Origin of the sequence: Yersinia aldovae ATCC 35236 (assembly GCF_000173735.1) — a bacterium.
Classification (GTDB): domain Bacteria; phylum Pseudomonadota; class Gammaproteobacteria; order Enterobacterales; family Enterobacteriaceae; genus Yersinia; species Yersinia aldovae.
Map to the genome: position 1 here is coordinate 1 of NZ_ACCB01000054.1, position 26,946 is coordinate 26,946.

Sequence of the window (26,946 nt, forward strand, 5' to 3'; positions counted from 1 at the left end):
AAATGGTCAGCTCGCCCGACTCAATCAGGTTAACCCGCCCGCCGTGTGAATGAATCTGTACGGGTTTACCCAATAATCCACGCGAGACTTCCTCCGCCAGCGGCCCGCGCAGGCCGGAAGTATAAATCTCGCTAACGACGCCGTTACGGATGTGATCCACCAGCGGCGAATGGCAGTCGCTCAGGGAACTGGAGGCCAACCGCAGGTTTTTGAAGCCCATCGCAGCAATGGTAGCCATTACCAGATTGAGGGTTAAGTCACCGGCGCGGAAAGCGTGGTGGAAGGAGATGGTCATGCCATCTTGCAATCCTGAGCGCCGGATAACATCTTCCAGCGAGTCGCACAGCTTGATGTCACGCGGCTTTTTCGCCTGCAAATTGGCCTTAGAACTGTTCTGATACAATGGATAAGCCGGGCCGTTATCCTGACGGTGGCTTAAGGTTGCTACTCGTTGTTGCCGATTCATCATTTATTCCTCACGCAGGCCACTGACTGCTCGTTGCAGAACCAATCGCGCCCGCTCAATAACCGGGCTATCCACCATCTTGCCGTTGAGTGAAACCACCCCACGTCCTTCAGCTTCTGCGGCCTGCGCCGCATCAACCACTGCTTGGGCATGGCGAACTTCTTTCTCCGTTGGGGCATAAAGGTTATGCAACAGCTCGATTTGTCGTGGGTTAATCAACGACTTACCATCAAATCCCAGTTGCTTGATTAACGCCGCTTCCTGTAGAAAACCGGCCTCGTTATTGGCATCGGAATAGACGGTATCGAAAGCCTGAATCCCAACCGCGCGGGCTGCCTGCAAAATTGAACAGCGGGCAAACAGCAGCTCGATACCTTCTGGCGAGCGTTCGGTGCGCAAATTGCGGACATAATCCTCAGCGCCCAATGCAATACCCATCAAGCGTGGAGAAGCCTGAGCGATTGCCAGCGCCTGGGTAATCCCCTGCGCTGACTCAATCGCCGCTAACAACCCGGTGCTGCCCACTTCACGCCCACATTCAGACTCAATACGGCTGATTTCCCGCGCCATATCTTCGACATCTTGTGCGCTATCGGTTTTTGGCAAGCGAACGATATCGGCCCCGCCCCGCACCACCGCTTCCAGATCGGCCATTCCATAAGCTGAGTCCAATGCATTTACACGAACAATGGTTTCCACATCCTGATAAAGCGGATGTTGCAACGCGTGATAAACCAAGCGACGAGCGGCATCTTTCTCGCGCAGAATGACTGAATCTTCCAGGTCAAACATCAGCGCATCAGCCTGATAAATAAATGAATTACTTACCATTGCCGCATTCGCACCGGGAACAAACAACATGCTGCGGCGCATTCTGTGTTTCATTTCAGGTTTCATGATTGCGCTCTCCACGGCAGAATTTTTTCATCGCAGGCTCTGAGCAGCGCAGTTTCCAGCCGAGCCAGCAACACACATTCCAGTGCGCCTTTATCATCAATAATTAATTGCACCCCGCTCACCCGATACTGTTCCAGCACAGCCAATACGCTGTAGCGAATAGCACCACCAAATTGCTTATCCACACTGCTGTGAATTTGCAGATCGATTTCGGGTGGATTTAATGGTGCAATACGCACCATCACGTCGCTTGATTCCAGCGTACCGGCGACGGCTTCTCTGATAATTTTCATGTTTCACCTGATTAACTTGTCTTCAAATTCTATGGTCGTCTAAGTCGATGTCAGCACATGGGCGAAGCTGAATACATGACGTTAGCCCTGCTTTAATTTGCTAAAACAGGGCTGGATTCTTTACCGCAATAAGGGTTTCGTCTGGGTTGACCGCCTTTTTCGGGCGTTGCGCCAATAGCTGCTGTAAGTATTCACCGGTCGCCTGCGGCACCAACTTGCTGATAGTGTCGCCGTCACCTTGAGCCAGTAATTTGCGCACCCAAGAGGCAGAAATCGCGGTGTTGTGGTATTTAAGGCGCTCGATCTCTACCAATAAAATAGGCGGCGATGGCAATAGTGGGGTTTCGAGCCAATAGCTCATATCGTGGTTATATTTTGCGGTTACAGAACAAAATGGCTCTGTTCCGACAAAGCGATGCGTTATCCCCAAGGCAGGAGCCAAATATTGACGGAATATCTTCAGATCGATTTCGGTGTAGCAGTCATCTGCCACCCCTTGGTCTTTTATGAAATAGCACGGGAAGGTAGCGCGGGAGATCATATATTCCGAACCAGGATGTACCGTGAGATTGGTGATATCACGAGTTCCACGCAGCACTAATTGCAGCCGGTCTTCATAAGGGAAGCGAGAATTATCTTCTTTCACCAAAAACAGATGCAGCCAATCACATTGCGCCGCAGCCTGACGAACCAAATATTGGTGCCCACGGGTAAAGGGGTTGGCATTCATCACGATACTGCCAATTTTCTGGTCAGATGGTTGTAGCGAATGTGGTTGTTTCTGACATGGTTGTCGTAGCTGACTTAATTGTTTCGCATAGCGCTGTAAACGGCAGGCGCTATTCTCCATTAAGACGACAATACCGGGAACACTGGCGATCGGATAAAAGCCACATGCCTTAAATAAACTCTCGTTTTTAGTTTTAGTATAAATAAACAGGTGGCTGTGATGGCGTTCATAGGCCAGGTTGACCAATTCAGTGGCTAACGTCAACGCCAGCCCTTCCCCCCTGACCTGCTCGCTGATAGCAACACATTTGATGATATTGCCTGCGATACCGCCGCACGCGATAAGCTTTTCATTATGGCTAACAGTAATAAACACCTCGACGGTGGTATCTATATTCAAATCGTTATCACGTAGAAAACGTGTTATTTCTGCAATTCGCCGGTGGTCTGAACGATTAACGCGGCTAAATACCGTATCCATAAATCACTCTCTGCCATAACGTTTACATAACAAATAAAAAACAAGTATTAGAATAAATTTATCGATAACAAATTAATTTATTCCAAAATAAAATTTACATAAAAACAACAAGATAAAACAAACGCCTGATGGGTTTACTTTTATTGAGATTATTTTATAAACACATGCTAAACATAAAAACAGCCGGTTTAATTGACCTATTTCACATATAATAGAGTAAATATAAGTTATTTAATGGTTTTAATTTTCTTAATTATTATTATATTTTTTATTTCTCTTAGCTATTTTATTATTTCTTGAATTAACTTATGTTAATGACAGTGATAATGATTAATATGTTAATTAAGGTGAGTAGTGTGGCTCTATTTTCTTCACATTTTTCTACATTACGTAAATTAAAATGGCGTGGCCTGAAGTGGAATTGCCTGAAGAATATCGCCTTCCCACTGCGCATATTTCTACTGTTATTGACCGTCTCGATCATTTTGGTCGGCGCGCTGGACCGTTTTTTAAGTCACAGTTTTGAACAGTATTTACTGGATCAGGTCAGTAAGACTGCGATGAATCAGGCCAAAATTATCGCGGCAATGGATTCGGTGGTAGTCGCTGTAAAACATCGCGATAAAGCCCAGTTAGCACAAATCGTTGGCCGGCTCGGTAATACCTCAGACCTTGATTACCTTGTTATTGGCGATACACAGTCCATTCGTCTGTATCACCCTAATCCACAGATGATTGGCTACCCAATGCAATGGACCAAACCCGGAGCACTGGAAAGGGGTGAGAGCTATATTATTTTCGGTAAAGGCTCAATGGGGGAAGCGATGCGAGCCAAGACACCGATCCGCGATGAAAACGGGCAGATCATCGGGGTCGTTTCCTTAGGTTACCTGATCAGTAAAATAGACCATTGGCGGCTGATTTATCTGCTGCCACTCACCCACTCTTTTATTATGGTGCTGGTGGTGCTGATGTTTCTTTCCTGGCTATTTGCGCATCATATTCGCCGTCAGATGATGGGAATGGAACCCAAAGAGATAGCTCGCGTTCTACGCCAGCAAGAAGCGCTATTCGGCGCGGTGTTTGAAGGGCTGCTGGCCGTTGATCCTGAGGGTAGGATCACGGCAATCAACCCGAATGCGCGTAAAATGCTGAATATCTCAGCCACACCACAACAACTTATTGGCTGTAAAGTCAGCGATGTCGTCTCGCCAGTTAACTTTTTTCTTGATCAAACCGGTGATAACCGTCAAGACGAACTGTGTACTTTCAATGGCCTGAATACTATCGCCAACCGCGCAGGTATCTGGTCAGAGGACGGCGTGTTTCAAGGCTGGGTGGTAAGTTTCCGTAGTCAGGATGACATCCATACGCTGAGTGCCCAACTTAGCCAGATAAAACAATATGTCGAAAATTTGCGTACAGTTCGTCACGAACACCTAAATTGGATGTCGACACTGAGCGGGTTGCTGCAAATGAAGGAATTTGACCGGGCCTTGGAGATGGTAAAAACCGAATCATCATCACATCAGGCGCTGATTGATATGCTACGTACCGCATTCAGTAACCGGCAGATTGCCGCATTGTTATTTGGTAAATACCATCGTGCCAAAGAGTTAGGTTTGAACCTGAACTTTATTCCAGGCTGTCAGTTGGGCATACTGCCGCCGACGATAGGTGAGAATGAGTTGGCGGCAATTATCGGCAACTTATTGGATAATGCCTTTGAAGCCAGTCTAAAAAATCCAGGCGGCGGCCAGCAGGTTGAGATTTATCTGTCTGACGAAGGCAATGAATTGATTGTAGAGGTTGCCGACCACGGCTGTGGTATTAGCCCACAATTGCAAGACAGTCTGTTTGAACGCGGTATCAGCACCAAAAATTCAGATGAACACGGCATCGGCCTGTACCTGGTCGCCACCTATGTTCAGCAAAGTGGCGGGACGATTACGGTGGAAGAGAATCCCCCGAACGGCTCGTTATTTACGGTCTTTATTCCGAAGACGCGTTGATCTCAAAGATAGGAGACCCAATGGAATGGCTTAATATTTTAGTGGTTGAAGATGAAACGCCACTGGCAGAGATGCACGCAGAATTTATCAAACAGAGCAACAACTGCCGCGAAGTCTGGCTGGCGGGTAATCTACAGCAAGCCCGCAGTATGGTGGCACGATTTAAGCCTGATTTGATTCTGTTAGATAACTATTTGCCCGATGGTAGTGGCCTGGAATTGCTACGTGAACTTACCCTACAGGGTTTTGCTGGCGGCATTATTTTCGTTACCGCAGCCAGTGACAGCGAAACAGTATCGGAAGCTATTCGCTATGGTGTGTTTGATTACCTGATTAAACCGGTAGCCTACGAACGGTTGGAACAGTCACTGGCACGTTATAGCCGCCGCCACCAAGTGTTACAGGACGGCACGAAAGTCAATCAGCGCCAAATTGATGAAATGTACAATACCTATGCCCGTGGCGAACAAAAAATCGCTTTGCCACTCGGTATCGACCAAATGACACTGGACAAAATCCAGACATTATTCAGTGAGAGTACAGCACAATATACCGCTGAAAATGTAGCTCAGACGTTGGGCCTAAGCCGTACTACCGCGCGTCGCTATCTGGAATTCTGTGCAGCGAATCAAGCTTTACAGGCCGCCATTATCTACGGAAAAGTCGGCAGACCACAGCGTATTTACCGAGCCAAAAAAGCGGGCTAGTCTGCGTAATTTATAACGCCAATCTCCCCATAAGCCAGTGCATTCATAAAATCATCACTGGCATCCGCATCCGCTCCACATCACCTTGGTGGAGCGTGCCTTCCTTACGTCATAATCCCCTGCTTCCTCTTTTTTTGCCTCACAATTGTTAAGCCTCTTACATTTCTGACAACAATGATTGCTCAAGCAAAGATAGATAAGCATCATGCTGCGATGTTCCGTAATAATGAAAAATCATGATAAATGTTGCATTGATTGATGACCATATTGTCGTCCGCTCTGGGTTTGCCCAGTTGTTATCATTGGAAAATGATATTTGTATTATTGGCGAATATGGTTCAGCGGCAGAGGCATGGATGGAACTGCCCGACAAAAATGTACATGTTGCGGTGATGGATATTTCAATGCCCGATGAAAGCGGGCTGAGCCTGCTTAAGCGCTTACGCCAAAAAATGCCTCATTTTCGCGCCATTATTCTAAGTATTTATGACACTACCGCCTTTGTGCAAAGTGCTATGGATGCCGGAGCGAGCGGTTATTTGACCAAACGCTGTGGGCCACATGAGCTGGTGCAAGCGTTACGAACCGTCAATGGCGGCGGCCTTTATCTGTGTGCCGATGCCTTACGTGCGCTGCGTCACATGCCACAACAGCCGCAACAACTGGCGATATTGACACCGCGTGAGAAAGAGGTTTTCCAGCTATTAATCAATGGAATAAGTGTAAAAAATATTGCCGAACAGTTGCTGCTCAGTCACAAAACCGTTCATGTGCATCGGGCCAATATTCTGGGCAAACTGAATTGCGAAACCACAGTTGAATTAGTGCATTTCGCGCTGCAACACCAGCTACTGGCCGGTAACTGATATGTGGCAACTGCGGTCTGTCGGATTATCGCTATTTCTGGCCATCTTCTTTTCTCTGAGTTGGCTGGCGCTATGGACCATCAGCTTTTATCTCAGTAACGATGGCCTACATGCCATTTTGTTACTGCCACAAGGTCTGCGGTTAGCACTGATGATTTTGCTACCACGCCGCTATTGGCCCGTGCTTTTACTGGCCGAAGCGACCATGTTAGGATGGCTATATAGTGAGCAGTTACAAACTCAGCTTATGATCGTGCTGTCACCTTGTCTTAGTTTGCTCCCCGCCTGGTTTGCCCAGCGTTTCTGGCATCATTACACCCTTTACTGGCAGCGCTTGCTACTTTTGCTGGCCGCGGTGGCAGCAAACAGTTCACTGCATGGCCTGCTGGTTTTTTGGCTGCCGTTACCCTTAACACAAACGCTGTTAGCCACCTTTACTGGCGGTATTCTGCTGGTACCGTTTACTTATTTAATATACGAATATCTAAAGCAACAGCATATTAGAAATCTATTCCCACAACAGATGCCCGACCCACCACTGCGCACCTCCTTGCTGGTTTGGTGTTCGCTTATTTTTGCCATTGGTGCCTGTATACAAGTGGCTATTGCGCCGAATATGGAGCGCTTACTGCTAATTTTTGTTTTTCTACCCAATGTGTTTATGGCCTATAAATTTGGCTGGCAAGGTGGGGTTTTAGCCGCAGTATTAGGCAGCCTGATGATTACCATGACCCGTCAGGCCAGCGGCGCATTTGATGACTTAGCCGAACTGGAATTGTTCCTCTCCACTCAGGCACTGTTAGGGCTAACATTGGGGATCGCCATCAGCCGCCAGCAACAACTGGCCCAACGGCTACATCGTTATCGCAATCAGTTGGAACACGAGCTGCAAACTCGCCGCAAACTGATGGAGCGGTTAGTACATACCGAAGAAGATGTGCGCAAAGAGATTGCCCGCGAGTTACATGATGAAATTGGCCAGAACATCACCGCCATTCAGATTCAGGCGATGCTGGTCAACCGCAGCACCCCTACACCGGCGGCACAATCTGCTGCGGACCAAATCAGCAGTTTGTCGCAACGCATCCACCAAACCACCCGCCAGCTATTACGCCAGTTACGCCCGCCAGTACTGGATGAGATGCCACTGGATCAGGCGTTGTGCCATCTGGCCGAAGAGTATGCTTTTGCTGAACAAGGTATCAACTTCCAACTGGATTACGCCTTACCCGCCACGCATATCGAGGACGCAGTGGTGTTTACGCTGTACCGGCTGGTGCAAGAGCTGCTAAACAATATTAGTAAACACGCCAACGCACGGAATATTCAGGTTAGCCTGCGTCAGACCGATAACCTTATCACCCTCGATGTGCGAGATGACGGTATCGGGATGCCGATTCAGCCGCAGGGGGGTGGCTTTGGCCTACGAGGGATGGAAGAACGGGTACGAGCGCTCGGCGGAGACTGGCAATTGCAACGTCGTTTAGGTACTCGCATTATCGTCAACCTACCAACCCATAGCCGAGCAACTGACGCCATCGATAACGACTGTGTGAACCTGCCCACAAAAGTAGATCAAAGACGCACATAACTAAGCATTATTCCTACTCATCTACAACCTTGTCTCATCTCTTTTACATTTATCTGCCATAAACTCAGCCCAATACCGGAGGAATCCATGCCTGCATCACCCTTATTGCCAAAGGCTTTACCCCCAGAGCCTTTGACGCCAGAACAGGTTAATGCGCGCTATCGCTACTGGCGACCACGCCTGATGGCCGCAATGGTGATGGGTTACGCCGCCTTTTATCTGACCCGCAAGAGTGTTAACTACGCGATGCCGGTGATGCAGGTGGAGTTGGGGCTGGATAAAGGGGATATCGGCTTATTGGGCACGCTGTTTTATCTGGCGTACGGCGGCTCGAAGTTTGTTTCCGGCATTGTCAGTGACCGAACTCAAGCCCGCTGGATAATGGGTATCGGCCTGATGATGACCGGGGTACTCAATGTGGTGTTTACCCTGTGCCATTCGCTGCCTGCACTGTTGATTGTTTGGACGTTAAACGGCTTTTTTCAGGGATGGGGATGGCCGCCATGCGCCAAGTTACTCAGTAGCTGGTATTCGCGCAGTGAACGCGGAACCTGGTGGGGATGTTGGAATACCTCCATCAGTATTGGGGGAGCGGCGGTGCCGTTGTTATCGGCTTTTCTGGCCTCGCATTACGGCTGGCAGGCCGCACTGTTAGTACCGGGCGCGATTGGCATCGTATTAGGCATTTGGCTGTGCTGGCAATTATGCGATAAGCCACAACAGCAAGGTTTGCCGACCATCGGCCAATGGCGACGCGACCCGCAGGATAGGTGGCAGGAGCAGCAAAGCCCGCCGATGGCTATGGGGAGTATCTTGCACGACGCCATATTGCGAAATCGGACAATTTGGTTGCTGGGAGTCTCCTATGTGCTGGTCTATCTGATCCGCATTGCCCTCAATGATTGGGGCAATATTTGGCTGGCAGAGAGCCACGGCGTCAATTTGCTCAGTGCCAACGCCACATTATCGCTGTTTGAGTTAGGCGGGCTGTTCGGGGCGCTGTTTGCCGGTTGGGGATCTGATCTGTTATTTCGTGGCCAGCGCGCACCGATGATTTTGTTATTCGCGCTCGGGTTATTCCTGACCATGACCGCCCTGTGGCTGGCTCCCGTACATAACTACCCGCTGCTATCAGTGACATTTTTTAGCATCGGATTTTTTGTCTTCGGGCCACAAATGCTCATTGGCCTGGCGGCCACAGAATATACCCATAAAGACGCCGCCGGTACGGTCACCGGCTTTCTTGGCCTATTCGCCTATCTCGGTGCGGCTCTGGCGGGATGGCCACTGGCGCAAGTGCTGCAACATTATGGCTGGCAAGGATTTTTTGCTTTGCTAACACTGGCATCAGCTTGCGTCGGGTTGTTATTAATGCCGCTATTGATGACCGGGCTGAATAGATTTGGCCTTGAATCGATAGCACAAAGGTTCGCCCCGAGAGATAAAAACAAAATCTAGCCTGCAATGGAGAGTGGGTTGCTAACGGCACGAAAGCCCAGATAAAACATAATAAAACAATATGTTAGCAATAAAACTAACAATACCTCGTTCCTACAACATCAACGCTGACTGTTCCCACATGTTGGGTTCATCAGGGGATAAAAAGGATAATATGATGAAACTCGCACCACTCTCAGCCCTGATTGCCGCAGGCCTCGCACTGAGCGCTTTGACTACAGTCGCCAAAGCAGAAGGTCGTCTGGTGATTTATTGCAGCGCAACCAATGCCATGTGTGAAGAAGAAGCCAAAGCCTTTGGTGCAAAGTATGACGTTAAAACCAGCTTTATCCGCAATGGCTCCGGCAGCACATTAGCGAAAGTTGATGCGGAGAAAAAGAACCCGCAGGCCGATGTCTGGTATGGCGGCACGCTAGACCCGCAATCTCAGGCCGGTGAGATGGATCTGCTCTATCCCTACAAATCGCCTAATCTGGAACAGATCATGCCGCAGTTCCGTGATCCGGCAAAACGCAAAGGCAACTACTCTTCAGCGGTTTATATCGGCATCCTGGGGTTAGGCGTCAACACTGACCGCCTGAAAGAGAAAGGCTTGCCAGAGCCAAAGTGCTGGAAAGATCTGACCAATCCGGTCTACAAAGGTGAAATCCAAATCGCCGATCCACAAAGTTCCGGTACCGCCTACACCGCACTGGCCACCTTCTCACAATTGTGGGGCGAAGAAGCCGCATTCGATTACCTGAAAAAACTGAACGCCAACGTGTCGCAATACACTAAATCCGGCATCGCCCCTGCGCGTAATGCCGCACGCGGTGAAACCACCATTGGCATTGGCTTCCTACACGATTACTCACTGGAAAAAGAGAAAGGCGCACCGCTGAAATTGATTTCGCCTTGCGAAGGTTCTGGCTATGAAATTGGCGGCGTCAGTATCTTGAAAGGCGCACGTAATTTGGATAACGCCAAACTGTTCGTTGACTGGGTGCTGTCAAAAGAGGCGCAAGAGCTGGCATGGCAGAAAGGTCAGTCCTACCAAATTCTGACCAACACCACCGCCGCCACCTCACCTAACTCGCTCAAATTAGATGATCTGAAACTTATCAACTACGACATGGATACCTACGGTGCCACCGAAATGCGTAAGAAGCTGATAACCAAGTGGGTTAATGACGTCAAGATGGGCCAATAAAAGCCCACAACGCATTCCGATCCATATAAATAATTGATCATTTATTTCTATAACCAAGTCCCTGGCGTTGCAGTGAACACCGCGACAACGTCAAGGATGAAGGTTAGGTCTGGGGAACACCATGACTCACTCACATGTTCTGCGGCTGCCGCAGACACGGGATGCTATTTTCTATTGGTTGGCTTTCGCCGTGGCTGCTTTTGCCTTATTACCCGCATTCAGCCTGGATTATGGCTGGCTTGAGGCTAGCCGTTCTGAGCTACTGGCCGCTTACGGTTGGTCTGGTCTTAATATCAGCACGCTATGGTTCGGCCTACCGCTAGTGCTGCTTTTCAGGCCGTTATCGCCTGCTGGTCGTGAACATCGCAGCCGCCATCTATTTGATGCGGGTTACGCGCTGTTTTGTGCTCTGGTGCTCGTAGTAACCTCAGCCTGGCTGGGGCGCGGTTTAGGTTATGCCACTATCGTGCTGTTTATCGCCTTAGGTGCGGTGATTACTCTTGCTCTGGCTCGCCTTGAATGGCTGGGCGGTGACCGTTTTGTGCTCGGTTCGCTGGTCACCATTATCGCTCTAATTACCGTCTTTATTCTGTTCCCAAGTATTGCCATTTTCATCCCGATATTTACCGATGAGAGTGGGGCTTTTGCGCCGTGGCAGTTTATGACGATTCTGGGTCAGGCCCATATCCTGCAAGTTATCTGGAACTCCTTCCTGCTATCCGTCGCGGTAGGCATCGGTTGTACTTTCTTCGGCATGGTATTAGCCATATACACCACACGCATTGCCAAACGTTCAGCGTTGCTCGGGCGGATTTTCTCGATTCTACCGATTGTGACACCGCCATTTGTGGTCGGATTGGGGGTCACCTTGATGATGGGGCGATCCGGTTACGTGACCGAGCTAATGGTCACTTGGTTTGGCTTGACCAATACCAACTGGCTATATGGTTTCACCGGTATCTGGTTGGCCCAAGTGCTGGCCTTTACGCCGATGTCATTTATGATCCTCGATGGTGCGATCAAAACCATTCACCCATCATTGGAAGAAGCCTCCTATACCTTGCGCGCCAGCCGCTGGCAGACTTTTATGCAAGTATTCCTGCCGCTGCTGAAACCGGCACTGGCGAACTCATTTTTGATAGTCATCGTGCAATCACTGGCTGACTTCAGTAATCCGCTGGTATTGGGCGGTAACTTTGACGTGCTGGCCACGCAAATCTACTTCTACATCACTGGCGCACAACTCGATTATCCGGCGGCTTCCACGCTGGGCGTTATCTTGCTGATGTTCTCGCTATTTATCTTCTGTATTCAGTATATGTGGATAGGCAAACGCTCTTACGTCACCATCTCCGGCAAATCCTCACGGGGCGATGTTCAGCCATTGCCGGTATCGCTGGTATGGGGGACAACCGCCATGTTGTATGTATGGGTTGCCTTTAACGTGTTGCTGTACGGCAGTATCTTCTACGGCAGCTTCACCGTTAACTGGGGAGTTGACTACACCCTGACGCTAAACAACTTTACTCAGCTATTTGGTCAAGGGTTCAGTGATGGCGCATGGCCTTCTCTGCTTGATACCTTGCTATATGCTGGTATCGCCGCACCGATCACCGCCGCCTTTGGCCTGCTGATCGCCTATATCGTGGTGCGCCAGCAGTTCCGTGGTAAAAAAACCATCGAATTCAGCACTATGCTGTGCTTTGCCGTGCCGGGAACAGTGGCCGGTGTCTCTTATATTTTGGCGTTCAACAGTGCGCCGGTGTATCTGACCGGCACGGCGGCTATCGTCATTATCTCAATGGTGATGCGCAATGTGCCGGTCGGGATTCGCGCGGGTATTGCCGGGCTGGGGCAATTGGATAAATCACTGGATGAAGCATCCCTTAGTCTGCGGGCCGGTTCACTACGCACAGTAATTTATATTCTGCTGCCGCTGCTGCGCCCGGCAATTCTGTCAGCACTGATTTACAGCTTTGTACGCGCCATGACGACCGTCAGTGCGATTGTCTTTTTGGTCACACCGGATACTCGCGTCGCGACCTCTTACATCCTTAACCGGGTAGAAGACGGCGAATATGGTATTGCTATCGCTTATGGTTCTGTCCTGATTGTGGTGATGCTTGCCATCATTTTCCTGTTTGATTATCTGGTCGGTGAGGCGCGAACTGCCCGCTCAAAAGCCAGTAATGCTGAATAATGACGTACTGATAAGGCTAAATGCGATGTCTATTATAAATGCTATGTCTACCATAAATGCAGTGTCAGATATAAAAACACCCAGCGCCGATAAAAAACATTTTGTCGAACTCAAGCACGTAACTAAGCGCTTTGGCAGTAATACGGTGATTGACGATTTGAGTCTCGCCATCCCTAAAGGGGAAATGGTTACACTGTTGGGTCCCTCCGGTTGTGGAAAAACCACGGTATTGCGGCTGGTTGCAGGATTGGAGAAACCGAGCAGCGGGCAAATATTTATCGATGGAGAAGATGTAACTGACAGATCTATCCAGCAACGTGATATCTGCATGGTATTTCAGTCCTATGCCCTGTTCCCGCATATGTCGCTCGGTGAAAACATCGGTTATGGCCTAAAAATGCTGGGCCGGCCAAAAGATGAAATTCGTGATCGCGTACAGGAAGCACTGGCATTAGTCGATTTAGAAGGGTTTGCCGATCGGTTTGTCGATCAAATCTCTGGCGGGCAGCAGCAGCGGGTGGCGCTGGCCAGGGCGCTAATCCTTAAACCTAAAGTGCTATTGTTCGATGAACCACTGAGCAATCTGGATGCCAACCTGCGTCGCAGTATGCGCGACAAAATTCGTGAATTGCAGCAACAGTTCAATATTACCTCACTGTATGTCACCCACGATCAAAGCGAAGCCTTTGCCGTGTCTGATACCGTGCTGGTAATGAATAAAGGCAAAATCATGCAGATTGGCGCACCACAAGAACTCTATCGCCAACCAGCGTCGCATTTTATGGCCAGTTTTATGGGAGATGCTAACGTCTTCCCAGCCAATATTCACAGCAGTAGCGTCGAAATTTTTGGTTATCATATTCCTAAGCCACAAGGATTCGCCCCAGAACTTCAGCAATCAACTGTCGGTGTGCGGCCAGAAGCCATCACCCTGAGCCAACAAGGTGAAGCAAGCCAGCGTTGTATTATCAATAAAGTGGCCTATATGGGGCCGCAATATGAAGTTCTGGTAGACTGGCAAGGCCAATCCTTGTTACTGCAAGTGAACGCCACTCAGTTACAACCAGCCCCTGGTGATAGCTATTATCTGCAAATCCATCCGTATGGCATGTTTGTACTGGCAGAGACTCCGCGATAGCGTTCAACGGGCAGCGCAAAACACGGCTGCCCGTATCTTATCGGTTACCTGACTGGATTTATGAGCAGAAACCTGGCTAAAAGTCCAAAATCTCAATAAGTTGCACAATCTATAAGCAAACGATCCAAATTTTCAGTTTCCCCTTTGACATGTCCCCCATACCTCGCTATTATTCGCCCCGTTCACACGATTCCTCTGTAGTTCAGTCGGTAGAACGGCGGACTGTTAATCCGTATGTCACTGGTTCGAGTCCAGTCAGAGGAGCCATATTAGAAAAGCCTGCTTAGAAACCTAAGCAGGCTTTTTGCGTACGGGAATCACATGTCGGCATGACAGATTCTGCTGCTGACGTTTTGCCATTAAATGTGATAACTCCAGAGCTGTTGTGACATCAAAGGTCATGCCATTATCAGATGTCTGCCTATCCCTCTGATATACATAGTGGAATGAGCCATAAACTCGGTTATTATGTTTTCCATATCAAAGGTTAAAAAATTGGAAAGGTTTGCATTCGAAATTATAAATTAACTATTCCTTTTCAACTTTCATGAATAATCTTTTTTTTAATTTCACTAAAAAAAATCCTAATTCGTTTATAATCAATTCGCTAGGTAGAATAAGGTATCTTCGCATACATTGCGCAGTAGCCTGATACATAAGCAAGAATCTTTTCTTGATAATCTATAATTAGAGATTAGAATCACCGAAATAGTACTTTGGGCATCGACAGTAGTGATTCTTGTTTATCTCATCTTGGGTAATCATTTGGCGTCTATCGGTGCAAGCGAGGAGCAGTGAGTGAACTCTGCTAATCCCAAGATATAACGGTTTACGGAGAGAACATGACAAAATCAGTGATGATAGTTGATGACCATCCAGCTATTCGTGTTGCTATTCGTGCTTTGTTATCACAAAGCAACGAATTCTCAACAATTTATGAATCAGTTGATGGTAGTGAGGCATTAGAAATATTAAAAAATAATCCAGTTGACCTGGTTATTATCGATATTGAGCTACCTAATTTCGATGGTTTCTCATTGCTGAAGAAGCTCCAACAGCGCGGTTTTACCGGCAAATCATTATTCTTGTCAGCCAAGAACGAACAGGTGTTTGCTGTTCGCGCATTACAGGCCGGTGCCAACGGTTTTATCAGTAAAAATAAAGATATTAGCGAAATTCTTTTCGCTGCACAGAACGTATTGCGGGGCTACTCTTTCTTCCCCTCTGAAACGTTGACCCAATTGGCCGGGCAACCGTCTAGCCACGATCCGGTCAATCGAGCACGCTTGTTATCTGAACGGGAAATTAATGTGTTGCGTTATCTGGTGAATGGCTTGTCTAACAAACAAATCGCCGACGAGATGTTTATCAGTAACAAAACAGTCAGCACCTATAAAACTCGAATACTGACCAAATTGGGACTAAGCTCTGTTATTGAACTGGCAGATTATGCGCATACCCACAATTTGGTGTAGTTCAATTTGGCAATGCAGATCGAGTCGGTATAGTTCACGTTGGTGTCTTCATACAAATCTGTCTTATGGCGTACAAGGTTCTCTTTGCGTATCACGTTTTCTTTAAATTTACGTAGCTGGCTTTATTTGCGTACCCTACTCTGCTGTCTGTTGCTAATGAGTGGGCAACTCCATGCTGCCCTGATGACCAGCCGTTTAGGCTGTGATACCGGCCAGCCATTGACGATACACAGTATTGCCAACAGCTACAGTGATGACCTATTACTTCCCTCCAACACTGATACCCGCCAATCAAGCCGGCGTACGGTAAAAGTGGGCGTGGTCATTGATGCTAATACCCCTTTCGTGGTTAACCGCGATGATAATTCCATTGAAGGAATAGTCGCGGACTATCTTAAAATCATCAGTGATGCGAGCCAATTATCGTTCCAGATGATTGGGTATTGTGATTACGGGCTGGTATTGAATGCGCTGGAGAATGGTCAGATTGACCTGATGGCGGGTACGCCCATGCTGGCACAGCCGGGGTTGATTGCGTCACACGCCTTCTTCACTAACCGTCATGTCGAAGTCCGGAGTAAAAATTGGGATCCAACCAAGCGTACCCACCCGGAAACGGTAGCAATCGTCAATAACGAACCCCTTTCCCCTGAGTTTTTATTTAACTATCACGCCGATAAAATTGTGGCTTACCCCAATCAGTTACAGGGTTTGCTGGCCGTCGCTTATGGTAATGCCGATGTCTATGTCTCCAATGCGACCTCTGCCAACTATTTAATTGACCAGCTACAGCTCTTGACGTTACAAATCCGTAACTTTGCCCCTTATCACCCTGCGCCCTACGTATTTCTGGCGCGTGAAAATAATCAAAAACTCATTGATTACCTGAATCAGATTCTCAAGTTATTACCAAGCCGGGCTACCGGTGACATTCAACAGCGCTGGTTTGGCAGCAAACATCATTACAATATTGATGCTAAATTACTACTGACAGAACAAGAGATTAGCTGGATTCAGAAACATCCTGTTGTCACTTATGTTGCGCCCCTGGATTTGGCTCCGTTGATTTTTCGCGACCATCAATCCGGTAAAATGGCCGGTTTTTCTATCGATCTTATCGATATTATCTCACGTCGAACCGGGCTTAAATTTGAGCCGATTTATACCAAAGACACTGGCGAGGGCTTACGCAACTTTAGGGCCGGTAAAATCGATCTACTGCCAATTGTCGCCATGCGTAATGGTCAGTATGGCAACAATCTTTACTCCTTACCGGTTGCCCAATCTTTGTGGGGAATCCTGACCCGCGAAGACCGCATTGATATCAATAATGTCGCGGATCTGGCTGGGAAGCGGGTCGGTATACAGTCAGGTAGCAGTTCGGGCGCTATCGTTGGTAACACACTATTAGCGCAAAAGATCATCTTTGTTGACGCGCCGGACACCATGACACTGGTACGCTGGCTACAACAGGGTAAAATTGATGCTATCGTTAAAAATATGATGACCGCCAACTATCTGTCCGCCCAGAATTTTACGCCCAATATTAAAACCGTTGCCGTCGCAGGTGAAGAACCGCTGATGTTGGCTTTGGCCATTAATTCTGATATGCCGATACTAAAAACCATTATCGACAAAGTTATCGAATCCATTCCCCCCGAAGAACTGGATGGCCTGATAAGTGAATGGAGTACGTTTAAACCTAAACCAATCAGTTTTGACGAAGACCTGCGAGACAATGAATGGCTGATGTTGACGCTGAAAATAAGTTCAGGGCTGCTGTTAGTCTTCGGTTTATACCTCTGCTACCTGGTTTTCAACAAACGCCGTCAGGCTGCATTGTTACATGCTCGGTTGCTACAACAAGAGTCCATCATTAATGCATTGCCGTTTGCGGTATTTATTCGCACCAGCGATGGAGAACTGGCGGTTTATAACAGCCACTTTGCTAACGCGCATCAGGATAAACTAAATGACCTGCTCAACCACAATAATGAACACGCCAATTGGCCGATGACCAACCCGCTGGATCGCGAGATAGATAAGTATTGTCGCCTGGTCTTAACCGACAGAAAATCACAACTTGTTGACTTATCTCTCGAAATAAACGGTGAGTTGCGGGACATATTTTTGTGGATCATTCCGTTGGATAATACTGAGCGCAGTTTACTCGGTGGCTGGCTGGATATCAGTCAACGTAAAACGGTAGAGCGTGAACTGGAGGCCGCGCGGGTAGAGGCCGAAAGTGCTAACCGGACTAAAAGCACCTTCCTGGCCACCATCAGCCACGAACTACGTACTCCGATGTACGCCATCATGGGGTTACTGGAGCTGGAGATCCGCAGTGATAAGCCGGTTGAGAAAAACACACTGGTAACGGTGTCTAAATCAGCCCAATCACTGATGCTACTGCTGGATGACATAATCGATTCAGCCAAAATTGAAGCAGGTCAGCTAAGTGTACATCCGGCAGTGACCGATTTCCGTCAGGAAATAGAACGAATGTTCAGCATTTATCAGCCTATCGCTGATGAACGTGGATTGCACTTCTCTGGCTGGCTGGATAACCAAATTCCACAACTTCTTATGGTTGATATGCTGCGGGTTCGCCAGGTGATGGGGAATCTGCTGGGAAATGCCTTGAAATTCACTGAACAAGGTAGTGTTTCCGTGGATATCACCTGGGAGGCTAGTGATGAAGAGCAAGGGGTGATGAATATCGATATCACAGATACCGGTATTGGCATTTCCCCTGCGGCTCAGGCAACCCTATTCCAGCCATTCAGTCAGGCTAATGAAGGCAAATCGCCCCGTTTCGGGGGGTCGGGTCTGGGGCTGTGGATTTGTCACCAACTGATCCACAAAATGGGGGGACAAATTACGCTTGAGAGTCAACTTGGCAAAGGGACTAGTCTGTTTATTACCTTACCACTGGATATCGCGTCTAGCGACGATTTACCTCAAGATACCACCATCCTACATGCTGATGAAAAACAACTTAGTCAGTTGAAAAATCTTCGTATTTTGGTGGTGGACGATCTGGAGGCAAACCGTCAATTGCTTCAGCAACAGCTAGCGTTTATCGGTATTGAGCAGGTAATGAGTGCAGAGGATGGCGCGGAAGCCTGGAAAATTCTACATCATTATAGCTTCGACATAGTTATTACCGATTACAACATGCCACTGATGAATGGCTACGAACTCGCGGCTCACATCCGCAATAGCCCAACAATGAAAGACATAATTCTCATTGGTTGTACCGCCGACGCACGTGAAGAGAGCACCGTCCGCTGTGCCGATGCCGGCATGGATGACTGCATGGTAAAACCAGTCACTATCGATACATTACGTACCGTTCTGCTCTGCCAGAACCTTGTCAGCCGTGGCCACAATATGAATCTACCCAATGAGGCTAACGCCATCCCATTGGTGGAATCTCCCCGCTGTAGTATTGAAAACAACAAAATAGAAGTGGCTGAATCGCATGACCCAATGTTGTCTGCCGCACAAAGCAAGTTGAGGGCGCTTTCAGGCGGTAACGCCGCTGTAGAATTGCAGCTATTGCAATCCTTGCAGGAAAGTAACATGCACGATACTGCCGCAATAACACGGCTGTATGACATCCTGTGTGCTGGGGATGATAGCCTAATTACAGCAAGCCTTTATGAAAAGATGGCAAGTCTGGTACACCGAATTAAAGGGGGTATACAGCTGATCGATGCGCAGATGCTGATCGCCAGTTGTATTGCATTCGAATCCTTGTTGCATGACCATGATAAAGAGGCTGCCATTATCAGTGGTTCAGATTGTCTGGTACAACTCACTGAAAGTAATCAACTCTTGGCTAAGTTAATTAGTACATACTCAAAAACCGAGAGTCATAACAGAGAGAAATAAATATCCCCCCTATCGGCTGATAAGAAACCCGCGACTTTGCTTTAGCGGGTTTTCTTATCGCATCACGGCCCCGATAAAAATAATATCACTCGGCATCAATGAATCGATTCAACTCAATGAAATACAATGGTTTTATAATTACCCCACTTTATCCAAGGTATGTTCCTACATGATTTGTGGGAATTTTCCCTTGAAAAACAAGGAAGCCTCTCATTCTGCTCAGCCCTATTCCCGATTACACTAGCCACCGCTCAGAAACCAACAACGATATCTAAATAACAGTGGGTTTATTCAACTTGATCAACGTGCATCGAGATGAATATCGAACATCGCTGTTATCAAAATATAAATCATAAAATCAAGTAGGAATGACATGGGAAAAACTCTAGTGGTGCTGATGCTACTTACCCTATCGGGTATAGCGTTAGCGGCAACGTCAAATAACACTATCAAGTTTCAGGGCGAGGTTGCTGAGCAAACTTGCATGGTCGATATCAATGGTACGGCTAACACGCCCGTTGTTCTGCTACCGACGGTTTCAACCAGCAACCTGAATCAGGTTAACTCCGTGGCAGGCAAGACCAATTTCACCATTAATTTGACCGGCTGCAATATTGCCATTCAAGACACCAAAATCAGCTCCGTCTTCCAAGGGATGAATGTGACTCCAGCCGGTAACCTGGGTAATGTTGGCACGGCAAAAAATGTTGCAATTCAGTTACTTGATACTAATGGCAGCCCGATCAGGATGTCTGGAGGCAGTGTTGAAGTCCCGGGAATTACATTGGTCGCAGGTGCTACCTCAGCCTCACAGGATTTGGCGGCTCAATACATTACGGAAGAAGGTCGTGCGACCGCAGGGAGCGTAATCGCTTCTGCTCAGTATGCTATAACCTACCCCTGACTATTCATGAATATTTGATCCCGTCATGAAGATGTTGGCCAACCGGTAACGGAGCCTTAATAAAACCAAAAAAATCAAGGACAAGAAAGTATTATGACACTGACAGCCCACAAAATTATCGCCTGCTCGTTATTACTGTTAAGCGGCATACCCTTATGGGCGCAGGCCAGTGTTGTCATGACCGGGACACGTATTATTTACCCTGAAGGTACGCGGGAAAAAGTACTGCAATTAAGTAATAAAGATGAGCATCCTAATTTGGTTCAGTTATGGATGGATGACGGCAATAATCAATCATCACCCTCGAAGAGTGATGTTCCCTTCACCCTGACACCGCAAATATTTCGCATGGAAGCTAATAGCGGGCAAGTGGTGCGATTATCTTATATTGAACGTCACCTACCCAAAGATCGTGAATCAGTTTTTTACCTTAATTTCTTGCAAATCCCCGCGTTAAAAGCAGATAAGCAGCCTGAGAACAAATTGGTTCTGATCGTTAATAACCGGCTAAAAGTGTTCTACCGACCAGCAGCACTAAAAGAAAATGTCGACACGCTGGGTAAAAAGTTGCGCGTGACTCTCGATACCACCAGCGGCGACAAAATAAAAATACATAATCCGACCCCTTATTACATCAGCCTGCGTGATGCCAAACTCATTAGCAATGGGAAGACGATTTCGTTTGCGACCAGTGAGATGTTTGCTCCCAACTCCACGACAGATGTAGCGCTGCCTGCTGGGGTTAAAGCCAATACAGGTGAACTACTGACCCTGAATGTGGTTAATGATTATGGCACTAACATTCCCTGTGATTACCATTTGTAGCTTATTCGTGATAACAACGCTGAACACCCCCAACAATTGGGATAACCTGTGAGATTTGCTCCTTGGTTATCCTGTTTACTGACTCACAGTTTACTGGTCAGCCATGTCGTGTCAGCGGCAGATGAAGATAATCAAGACGAATATATATTTGAAGATGCGTTGGTTAGAGGTTCTGCTCTTGGATTAGGCGCAATCTCCCGCTTTAACAAAAAAGACAGTTATGAGGCAGGCAAATACCAAGTTGACCTCTATATGAACAACAAGTTTATTGATCGCGTGGCATTGGATTTCATTGAGAAGAACGATGCGGTGGTTCCTTGCCTGTCAGTCGCTCTGCTATTGCAAGCTGGCGTCACAGAAACGGCTCTGAAAGATGCCGATCCGCAGGACCAATGCCTGCCGTTTAAAGACATCCTGCCTGCCAGTAACTACCGTTTTGACAATGCGAAACTGCGTTTTGATTTGTCGGTGCCACAACTGTTTGTTAAAAAGATACCACGCGGCTATGTGGATCCTCGCAATTTAACCTACGGCAATACGATTGGTTTCAGTAATTATAACCTTAACCAGTATCACGTTGGTTATAACAAAGATGGCATTAAGCGGGTGACTGACTCGACTTATCTTAGCCTGACTAATGGCATCAACGTAGGGATGTGGCGTTTTCGCCAACAAGGCTCTTTGCGCTACGATCCTACTCGCGGTGCCAATTGGACATCAAACCGCTTCTATAGCCAGCGTGCGTTGCCCGCTATCGGCAGTGAAGTTACGATGGGTGAAACATTCAGCGCCGGACAGTTTTTTTCCAGTCTGGGCTTTAGTGGCGTGGCGCTATCAACCGATGATCGGATGCTACCAGAGTCACAACGCGGGTATGCGCCTATCGTGCGCGGGATCGCCAGAACCAACGCCAAGGTCACGGTGTATCAGAACAACCGCTCAATTTACCAAACCACCGTGTCACCGGGGCCATTTGAGTTCAATGATCTCTCTGCGACCAATTTTGGTGGTGACCTGACGGTTGAAATTCAAGAAGCCGACGGCAACCTGAGCACTTTTCAGGTGCCTTTTTCATCGGTGCCAGAGTCCTTACGCCCCGGCTATTCCCGCTATAGCTTTGCTGCCGGGCAGGTGCGGGATCTCGGTAGCAATGAAACATTCACTGAACTGACCTACCAGCGCGGGATCAGTAATGCGATTACAGGAAATACCGGAGTGCGTCTGGCATCGGGTTATCAGGCGGTCATGCTCGGTGGCGTTTATACCCACTATATTGGCGCGTTGGGGCTGGATACCACTTATTCTCACGCCACTCTGCCAGAGGATGACGACCAAAGTGGCTGGATGGCACGAATTTCATTTAGCCGTACTTTTGAGCCGACGAATACCACGCTGTCCGTTGCAGGTTACCGCTACTCAACTGATGGCTATCGTGATTTAAGTGATGTGCTGGGTATGCGCGCAACCAGTGATGGCAAGGTCTGGAGTTCGGGTACCTACCGCCAGCGCTCCCGAACTGAAATATCGCTCAACCAAAATCTTAACAGTTACGGCGCACTGTATTTAACCGCCTCTTCGCAAGATTACCGCGATGACCGTAAACGGGATACTCAGCTACAACTGGGGTACGCCAATACCCTATGGCGTAACACTAGCTTCAATCTTGCGGTTTCAAAACAAAAAACCGGCGGTGGAAATAATGAGACCTACTTCGTCGACCCCGGCAGCGGTATGCCTGCCGCGAACGGTGCGAACCTCCTCGGCAGCAGTGAAACTCTCGTGCAGATGTCTATCTCATTCCCTCTGGGTGGCAGCCCGCAGGCACCCTATGTTTCAGCCGGCGCGGTGAATAGCAAGACCAGTGGTGCCAGTTACCAGACGTCGTTGTCAGGTGTGATGGGTGCAGACCAATCATCCAGTTACAGTATGGATTTTGCCCGTAGCGAGCAAACCAAAGAGAATACCTTTAGCGGCAGCTTACAAAAACGACTGCCAGCCACCAGTTTGAGTGGCAGTCTCTCCCGCAGCCCTGGTTATTGGCAAGGTTCAGCCAGTGCGCGCGGTGCTGTTGCCTTCCATAGCGGGGGAGTGACGTTAGGGCCATACCTGAGCGACACCTTTGCTCTTATTGAAGCCAAGGGGGCCAGTGGCGCTAAAGTGATGTACGGACAAGGGGCCACCATCGACCGCTTTGGTTATGCTCTGGTGCCAACACTAACGCCCTATCGCTACAACACCATTACCCTTGACCCTGATGGCATGGATTTTAATACCGAGCTACAAGACGGTGAACGGCAAATCGCCCCTTATGCCGGTTCCTCGGTGAAGGTGACTTTCCGCACCCTCAGCGGCTACCCAGTACTCATAACCGTCAAGCTGGCGGATGGCAGTCAACTGCCGATGGGAACTGTCGTTTACAGTTATAAAAATGGCAGTAATGCCGACAAAGGCAGTGAAATCGGTATGGTCGGCCAAGGCAGTCAGGCTTACTTGCGCGCACCAGAAACCAATGGAACCCTCCTGCTGGTATGGGGAGAGAGTGCCAATGAACGCTGTCAGTTGAACTATTCACTGGGCAAGCCCGACAACGATAAACAACTCTATAAACTCAATGCCTTGTGTGTCATTACACAGCACTAAATCAGAGAAAATAGCATGAATCCTATTATGAACCGCGGTACCAAGCTATCTCGCCGCAAGCCCATATTTTCCCGCTTAATGGGAGGGCTTATGTCGCTGGGGTTATTGAGTTTTGCCCTACCCAGCTATGGGCAGTGTGTTTGGAAAGGAGCCAATATTGGCGGCGATAATTATGGTGCCTCACTTCAATTGGGCAATATCAATATAACCAGCAATTATATTCAGCCCGTGGATTCAATTCTGGCATCCAGCATTATCAGTCTGGTTCCGGCACGCTATTGGGCTGACCCTGAAGCAGTGATTTATGAGTGTGATATTGCCGATAAAGAGAGTTTGTTCGAAGTTTTTGCCACCAACGGCGACAGCAATGTTGGCGGTTACACCAATATGGGTAATAACTATTTTCAAACCTTTTTCCCCTATACTGCACTGAAACTGATCCATGTAGATTCCGGTATCGAATTCACCCGTATCTGGCAACAAGTCCCACTAAAGAAGTACGATGTTGTGGGTAACAAAATTCAGATAAAAGGCAAACATTTCAGTCAGATCCGCGCAGAGTTGAAAAAAGTGGGTACGGTAGATCGCACCCCAGGGCCGTCCAGTTGGGGTTGCCCTGGGCCTGCTGCCGATACCTACTCCGGCAGCTATACCTGCAATCAACCCAATGGCTATGTGGTATTTAAAGGGCCGGGGATGGCCGTGCCAGAGGCGGGATATGACTCAGCAACCAATTATCAGACTTGGGGGTCTGGCCGCTATATGGCATTTGGCATGAATACCTCGCCAGTCTCTATACTGACTCGCAAAAACACCTGTGTGGTGCGCAATGTCACCCCTCATGTGGTTTTCCCGATCATCACAGTCAACGAACTGAATAATAATCAAACACGTAGTGCCAATATTACCGTGGATATTGAATGCCAGGCTGGAACTGAATCGGGTATTAATAGTGGGCAGACTGCCCTTGGCATCCAGACCTCCTTGCCAGGCTACCTGAAAGCCCAAGGTTTGGGATTGGTCAATTCCGCCGGTGGAGTAAGTTATCTATTATCGGACCAATATGGTACTGACAGCCGCATTGCGACCGGTGTGGGGATCAGCCTGAGCAACAGTAGCGGAGGGGTAATGAACTTTGTCGGCTGGGGCGGTTGTGTCAGCAATTGCATCAGCACTAGCGCTGCTGGCTGGTATCCGGTGCTCACGGGGGCCACGGACAATGGCAGTAATGCCACGGGTTATAATAACTATACACATAACTTCACCGCCACCTTAAAAAAACTGCCTAACGGTACGCCTACTGCCGGAAAAGTCGATGCAACAGCCTATGTTCTGGTAAAAATACAATGAGATTATCAAGCTTATTTCTGCTACTGACCGTCATCAGCCAAAGCGCCGTGGCCGGCTTGATCGCAAGCTCAACCCGGATGATTTATCAGCCGGAGCAACGCGAACGCTCTCTGATGTTAGCGAATACCAATGACTATCCCGTGGTCGTCCAAACCTGGATTGACGATGGTGATGTCGATAGCACACCAGATCAGGCCGAGGCTCCGTTTATGGTATTACCCGCCGTATTCAAAATGCAGGCGGGTGGGGTTCAGGGTCTACGTATTATCAATAAAGGTGATAACCTACCCAATGATCGGGAATCAGTTTATTGGCTGAATCTTTATGAAATCCCCCCCAAAGAACCGCGTGACGCAGATGCCCATGCGCAGGTAGCAATGGCAATGAACACCCAGATGAAAATCTTCTATCGCCCGGATGGATTACCCCTGAAACCGCAAGAAGCAATGAAAAAGCTCAGTTTCACGCTACAGAAACAGGATAAAAATTACGTCCTCACTGCCCATAACCCAACGCCTTACTATGTTTCTTTCGGCCAGATTCAACTGCAAAATCAGCAGAAAAACACGCTGGTAGCTCAAGAGATGGACATGATGACCAGCCCATTTTCAGAACGCCAGTATCAGCTTGAGCAGCAGCCAGTGTCATTTAACGGCGAAGTGACAGTAAGCTATATCTATTTTGACGATGCCGGTAATCAGATAAAAAACAATAGAATTGCTAAGGTTACACCGTAACTAAATTGATATTTTACAATCAAATGGCTGAAAATCTCCCCTAAGAACAAAAAGTGATTTATCAGCCTATATTTTGACCGAGGATGGGCTGCTGCTACTCAGAAATGAATTCATGATTTTGATGAAGTAGCGTGCCAGAAAACGATCAATTCTGCTGAAAAACAAGCCAATAAGCTCACTCTGTCAGCAAACACGCATTTTAAGTGTTTTTCTACTTTGACAAACGTCACCACCCTCGCTATTATTCGCCTCGTTCACACGATTCCTCTGTAGTTCAGTCGGTAGAACGGCGGACTGTTAATCCGTATGTCACTGGTTCGAGTCCAGTCAGAGGAGCCAAATTTAGAGAAGCCTGCTTAGGAAACTAAGCAGGCTTTTTGTTTTATACATTTTCACTCGCCTCCTCCCCTGCCCCCATTTTTGCCAGATATAAAACACATAGACCATAAGCAGCTTTCAGAATATCTTTCAGGTAATTCTTTATGAACCACAAGATTTCTATTAGAGTAGATATTAATCAATAGATACGGATTTATTGATACACGGCAGAAAGGAATCGCCATGACAGAAAGAACCTATCCTAATTACCTGACCGGGAATTCACCAACCACTCCCACTCGCTCTGGATATGCTGCATCTGCACGGCGGTTAGCAGAAGAAAAACTCTATACTTGTATAAACACTAACAAGCATCACATCATGTTACTCACCAAAGAGGAATCCTACGACGTTCTTGAATGCCTGGGGGAATTTGGTAGAGATGGCAGCCAGCCGGAAGGGCTTTTTTCGGATATAGCGCCGGAAGATGTATGGAATTATGCAGAGCAAACTGCAACTTATAGTGGCAATGCCAAGGATCTCTATTCGGCTGCTGATTTAGTCAGGAAATTAGGTGGATTTGGCATCGCGGCAACAATCTACGTCGGCCTCAATGGCGAACAATTTATCAAGATTTCCGGCTACCCGGGTATAAGGAAGATCCTTAATGGCACTCGCTATAAATTAAATAATGTAAAGATAGTACAGATTGGGCTAGAAACATCGGGGATTAACAACGCCATAGTCTCAGGTGCCAGATGGAATATCTATGC

At 47.9% G+C, this 26,946-nt stretch carries 19 protein-coding genes, 2 tRNA genes and 1 pseudogene; 18 read left to right on the plus strand and 4 right to left on the minus strand.

The genetic code is table 11. The features are described 5' to 3' along the window. The 4 genes from YALDO0001_RS17750 to citC form a co-directional block, all read right to left on the minus strand. Positions 1-466 (minus strand): citrate lyase subunit alpha (locus YALDO0001_RS17750; RefSeq protein WP_289844117.1); only part of this gene is annotated, 466 nt, incomplete at its 3' end. A gap of 3 nt (positions 467-469) precedes the next feature. Further along, complete coding sequence (gene citE / locus YALDO0001_RS17755; RefSeq protein ID WP_042545608.1) at positions 470-1,363, minus strand: citrate (pro-3S)-lyase subunit beta; 894 nt, start codon at positions 1,361-1,363, stop codon at positions 470-472. Then, a complete protein-coding gene (gene citD, locus YALDO0001_RS17760) occupies positions 1,360-1,656 on the minus strand; it encodes a citrate lyase acyl carrier protein (protein WP_004705200.1) in 297 nt (98 codons plus the stop codon). Before citD ends, citE begins: the two co-directional genes overlap by 4 nt. 100 nt (positions 1,657-1,756) lie before the next feature. After that, on the minus strand, positions 1,757-2,866 hold the full coding sequence (gene citC, locus YALDO0001_RS17765) for a [citrate (pro-3S)-lyase] ligase (RefSeq protein WP_004705202.1): 1,110 nt from the start codon (positions 2,864-2,866) through the stop codon (positions 1,757-1,759). Positions 2,867-3,201: 335 nt separating this feature from the next. On the opposite strand from citC, the gene dpiB reads away from it, so the two are divergent. From dpiB to YALDO0001_RS17855, 18 genes and pseudogenes are all read left to right on the plus strand, one after another. Beyond that, positions 3,202-4,878: a sensor histidine kinase DpiB gene (gene dpiB, locus YALDO0001_RS17770; RefSeq protein ID WP_261006256.1), complete on the plus strand. Its 1,677-nt coding sequence runs from the start codon at positions 3,202-3,204 to the stop codon at positions 4,876-4,878. Positions 4,879-4,898: 20 nt separating this feature from the next. Then, on the plus strand, positions 4,899-5,585 hold the full coding sequence (dpiA, locus tag YALDO0001_RS17775) for a two-component response regulator DpiA (RefSeq protein WP_004705206.1): 687 nt from the start codon (positions 4,899-4,901) through the stop codon (positions 5,583-5,585). A 236-nt stretch (positions 5,586-5,821) separates the two neighbouring features. Beyond that, positions 5,822-6,451 (plus strand): response regulator, encoded by a 630-nt coding sequence (locus YALDO0001_RS17780; protein WP_004705207.1) that lies wholly within the window; start codon positions 5,822-5,824, stop codon positions 6,449-6,451. 1 nt (position 6,452) lies between these two features. After that, positions 6,453-8,042: a signal transduction histidine-protein kinase/phosphatase UhpB gene (gene uhpB / locus YALDO0001_RS17785; protein ID WP_004705208.1), complete on the plus strand. Its 1,590-nt coding sequence runs from the start codon at positions 6,453-6,455 to the stop codon at positions 8,040-8,042. Positions 8,043-8,129: 87 nt separating this feature from the next. Further along, positions 8,130-9,500: an MFS transporter family glucose-6-phosphate receptor UhpC gene (uhpC, locus tag YALDO0001_RS17790; RefSeq protein WP_004705210.1), complete on the plus strand. Its 1,371-nt coding sequence runs from the start codon at positions 8,130-8,132 to the stop codon at positions 9,498-9,500. Positions 9,501-9,657: 157 nt separating this feature from the next. After that, positions 9,658-10,689 carry an ABC transporter substrate-binding protein gene (locus YALDO0001_RS17795; protein ID WP_042840464.1) on the plus strand — a complete coding sequence of 344 codons (1,032 nt, stop codon included), beginning with the start codon at positions 9,658-9,660 and terminating at the stop codon, positions 10,687-10,689. A gap of 121 nt (positions 10,690-10,810) precedes the next feature. After that, positions 10,811-12,889 carry an ABC transporter permease gene (locus YALDO0001_RS17800; RefSeq protein ID WP_004705214.1) on the plus strand — a complete coding sequence of 693 codons (2,079 nt, stop codon included), beginning with the start codon at positions 10,811-10,813 and terminating at the stop codon, positions 12,887-12,889. 43 nt (positions 12,890-12,932) lie between these two features. Next, positions 12,933-14,027 (plus strand): ferric ABC transporter ATP-binding protein, encoded by a 1,095-nt coding sequence (gene fbpC / locus YALDO0001_RS17805; protein ID WP_042548431.1) that lies wholly within the window; start codon positions 12,933-12,935, stop codon positions 14,025-14,027. Between the two features lie 191 nt (positions 14,028-14,218). Next, positions 14,219-14,294, plus strand: a tRNA-Asn gene (locus tag YALDO0001_RS17810). Between the two features lie 575 nt (positions 14,295-14,869). Further along, complete coding sequence (locus YALDO0001_RS17815; protein ID WP_004705218.1) at positions 14,870-15,502, plus strand: response regulator; 633 nt, start codon at positions 14,870-14,872, stop codon at positions 15,500-15,502. A gap of 150 nt (positions 15,503-15,652) precedes the next feature. Beyond that, the gene (locus YALDO0001_RS17820) at positions 15,653-19,399 is read left to right on the plus strand and encodes an ATP-binding protein (protein ID WP_042840472.1); all 3,747 of its coding nucleotides are present in this window, start codon (positions 15,653-15,655) and stop codon (positions 19,397-19,399) included. 373 nt (positions 19,400-19,772) lie between these two features. Beyond that, positions 19,773-20,303 carry a fimbrial protein gene (locus tag YALDO0001_RS17825; RefSeq protein WP_042840465.1) on the plus strand — a complete coding sequence of 177 codons (531 nt, stop codon included), beginning with the start codon at positions 19,773-19,775 and terminating at the stop codon, positions 20,301-20,303. A gap of 93 nt (positions 20,304-20,396) precedes the next feature. Next, positions 20,397-21,128 (plus strand): fimbrial biogenesis chaperone, encoded by a 732-nt coding sequence (locus YALDO0001_RS17830; protein WP_004705223.1) that lies wholly within the window; start codon positions 20,397-20,399, stop codon positions 21,126-21,128. Between the two features lie 48 nt (positions 21,129-21,176). After that, positions 21,177-23,768, plus strand: a complete 2,592-nt coding sequence (locus tag YALDO0001_RS17835) for a fimbria/pilus outer membrane usher protein (protein ID WP_004705225.1) — start codon at positions 21,177-21,179, stop codon at positions 23,766-23,768. A gap of 15 nt (positions 23,769-23,783) precedes the next feature. After that, on the plus strand, positions 23,784-25,118 hold the full coding sequence (locus YALDO0001_RS17840) for a fimbrial protein (RefSeq protein ID WP_042840466.1): 1,335 nt from the start codon (positions 23,784-23,786) through the stop codon (positions 25,116-25,118). Next, entirely contained in the window at positions 25,115-25,855 is a 741-nt protein-coding gene (locus YALDO0001_RS17845) for a fimbrial biogenesis chaperone (RefSeq protein ID WP_042840468.1), read from the plus strand. Before YALDO0001_RS17840 ends, YALDO0001_RS17845 begins: the two co-directional genes overlap by 4 nt. Before the next feature lie 263 nt (positions 25,856-26,118). Continuing rightward, positions 26,119-26,194 (plus strand) — tRNA-Asn (locus YALDO0001_RS17850). Between the two features lie 222 nt (positions 26,195-26,416). Next, positions 26,417-26,946 (plus strand): annotated as a pseudogene (locus YALDO0001_RS17855) (hypothetical protein); the annotation flags it as partial.

Excerpts from the sequence above, each read along its gene's own strand:
- citE (WP_042545608.1), bottom strand. The coding sequence starts at position 1,363 with ATGAAACCTGAAATGAAACACAGAATGCGCCGCAGCATGTTGTTTGTT.
- citD (WP_004705200.1), bottom strand. The coding sequence starts at position 1,656 with ATGAAAATTATCAGAGAAGCCGTCGCCGGTACGCTGGAATCAAGCGAC.
- citC (WP_004705202.1), bottom strand. The coding sequence starts at position 2,866 with ATGGATACGGTATTTAGCCGCGTTAATCGTTCAGACCACCGGCGAATT.
- dpiB (WP_261006256.1), top strand. The coding sequence starts at position 3,202 with ATGTTAATTAAGGTGAGTAGTGTGGCTCTATTTTCTTCACATTTTTCT.
- dpiA (WP_004705206.1), top strand. The coding sequence starts at position 4,899 with ATGGAATGGCTTAATATTTTAGTGGTTGAAGATGAAACGCCACTGGCA.
- YALDO0001_RS17780 (WP_004705207.1), top strand. The coding sequence starts at position 5,822 with ATGATAAATGTTGCATTGATTGATGACCATATTGTCGTCCGCTCTGGG.
- uhpB (WP_004705208.1), top strand. The coding sequence starts at position 6,453 with ATGTGGCAACTGCGGTCTGTCGGATTATCGCTATTTCTGGCCATCTTC.
- uhpC (WP_004705210.1), top strand. The coding sequence starts at position 8,130 with ATGCCTGCATCACCCTTATTGCCAAAGGCTTTACCCCCAGAGCCTTTG.
- YALDO0001_RS17795 (WP_042840464.1), top strand. The coding sequence starts at position 9,658 with ATGAAACTCGCACCACTCTCAGCCCTGATTGCCGCAGGCCTCGCACTG.
- YALDO0001_RS17800 (WP_004705214.1), top strand. The coding sequence starts at position 10,811 with ATGACTCACTCACATGTTCTGCGGCTGCCGCAGACACGGGATGCTATT.
- fbpC (WP_042548431.1), top strand. The coding sequence starts at position 12,933 with ATGTCTACCATAAATGCAGTGTCAGATATAAAAACACCCAGCGCCGAT.
- YALDO0001_RS17815 (WP_004705218.1), top strand. The coding sequence starts at position 14,870 with ATGACAAAATCAGTGATGATAGTTGATGACCATCCAGCTATTCGTGTT.
- YALDO0001_RS17825 (WP_042840465.1), top strand. The coding sequence starts at position 19,773 with ATGGGAAAAACTCTAGTGGTGCTGATGCTACTTACCCTATCGGGTATA.
- YALDO0001_RS17830 (WP_004705223.1), top strand. The coding sequence starts at position 20,397 with ATGACACTGACAGCCCACAAAATTATCGCCTGCTCGTTATTACTGTTA.
- YALDO0001_RS17840 (WP_042840466.1), top strand. The coding sequence starts at position 23,784 with ATGAATCCTATTATGAACCGCGGTACCAAGCTATCTCGCCGCAAGCCC.
- YALDO0001_RS17845 (WP_042840468.1), top strand. The coding sequence starts at position 25,115 with ATGAGATTATCAAGCTTATTTCTGCTACTGACCGTCATCAGCCAAAGC.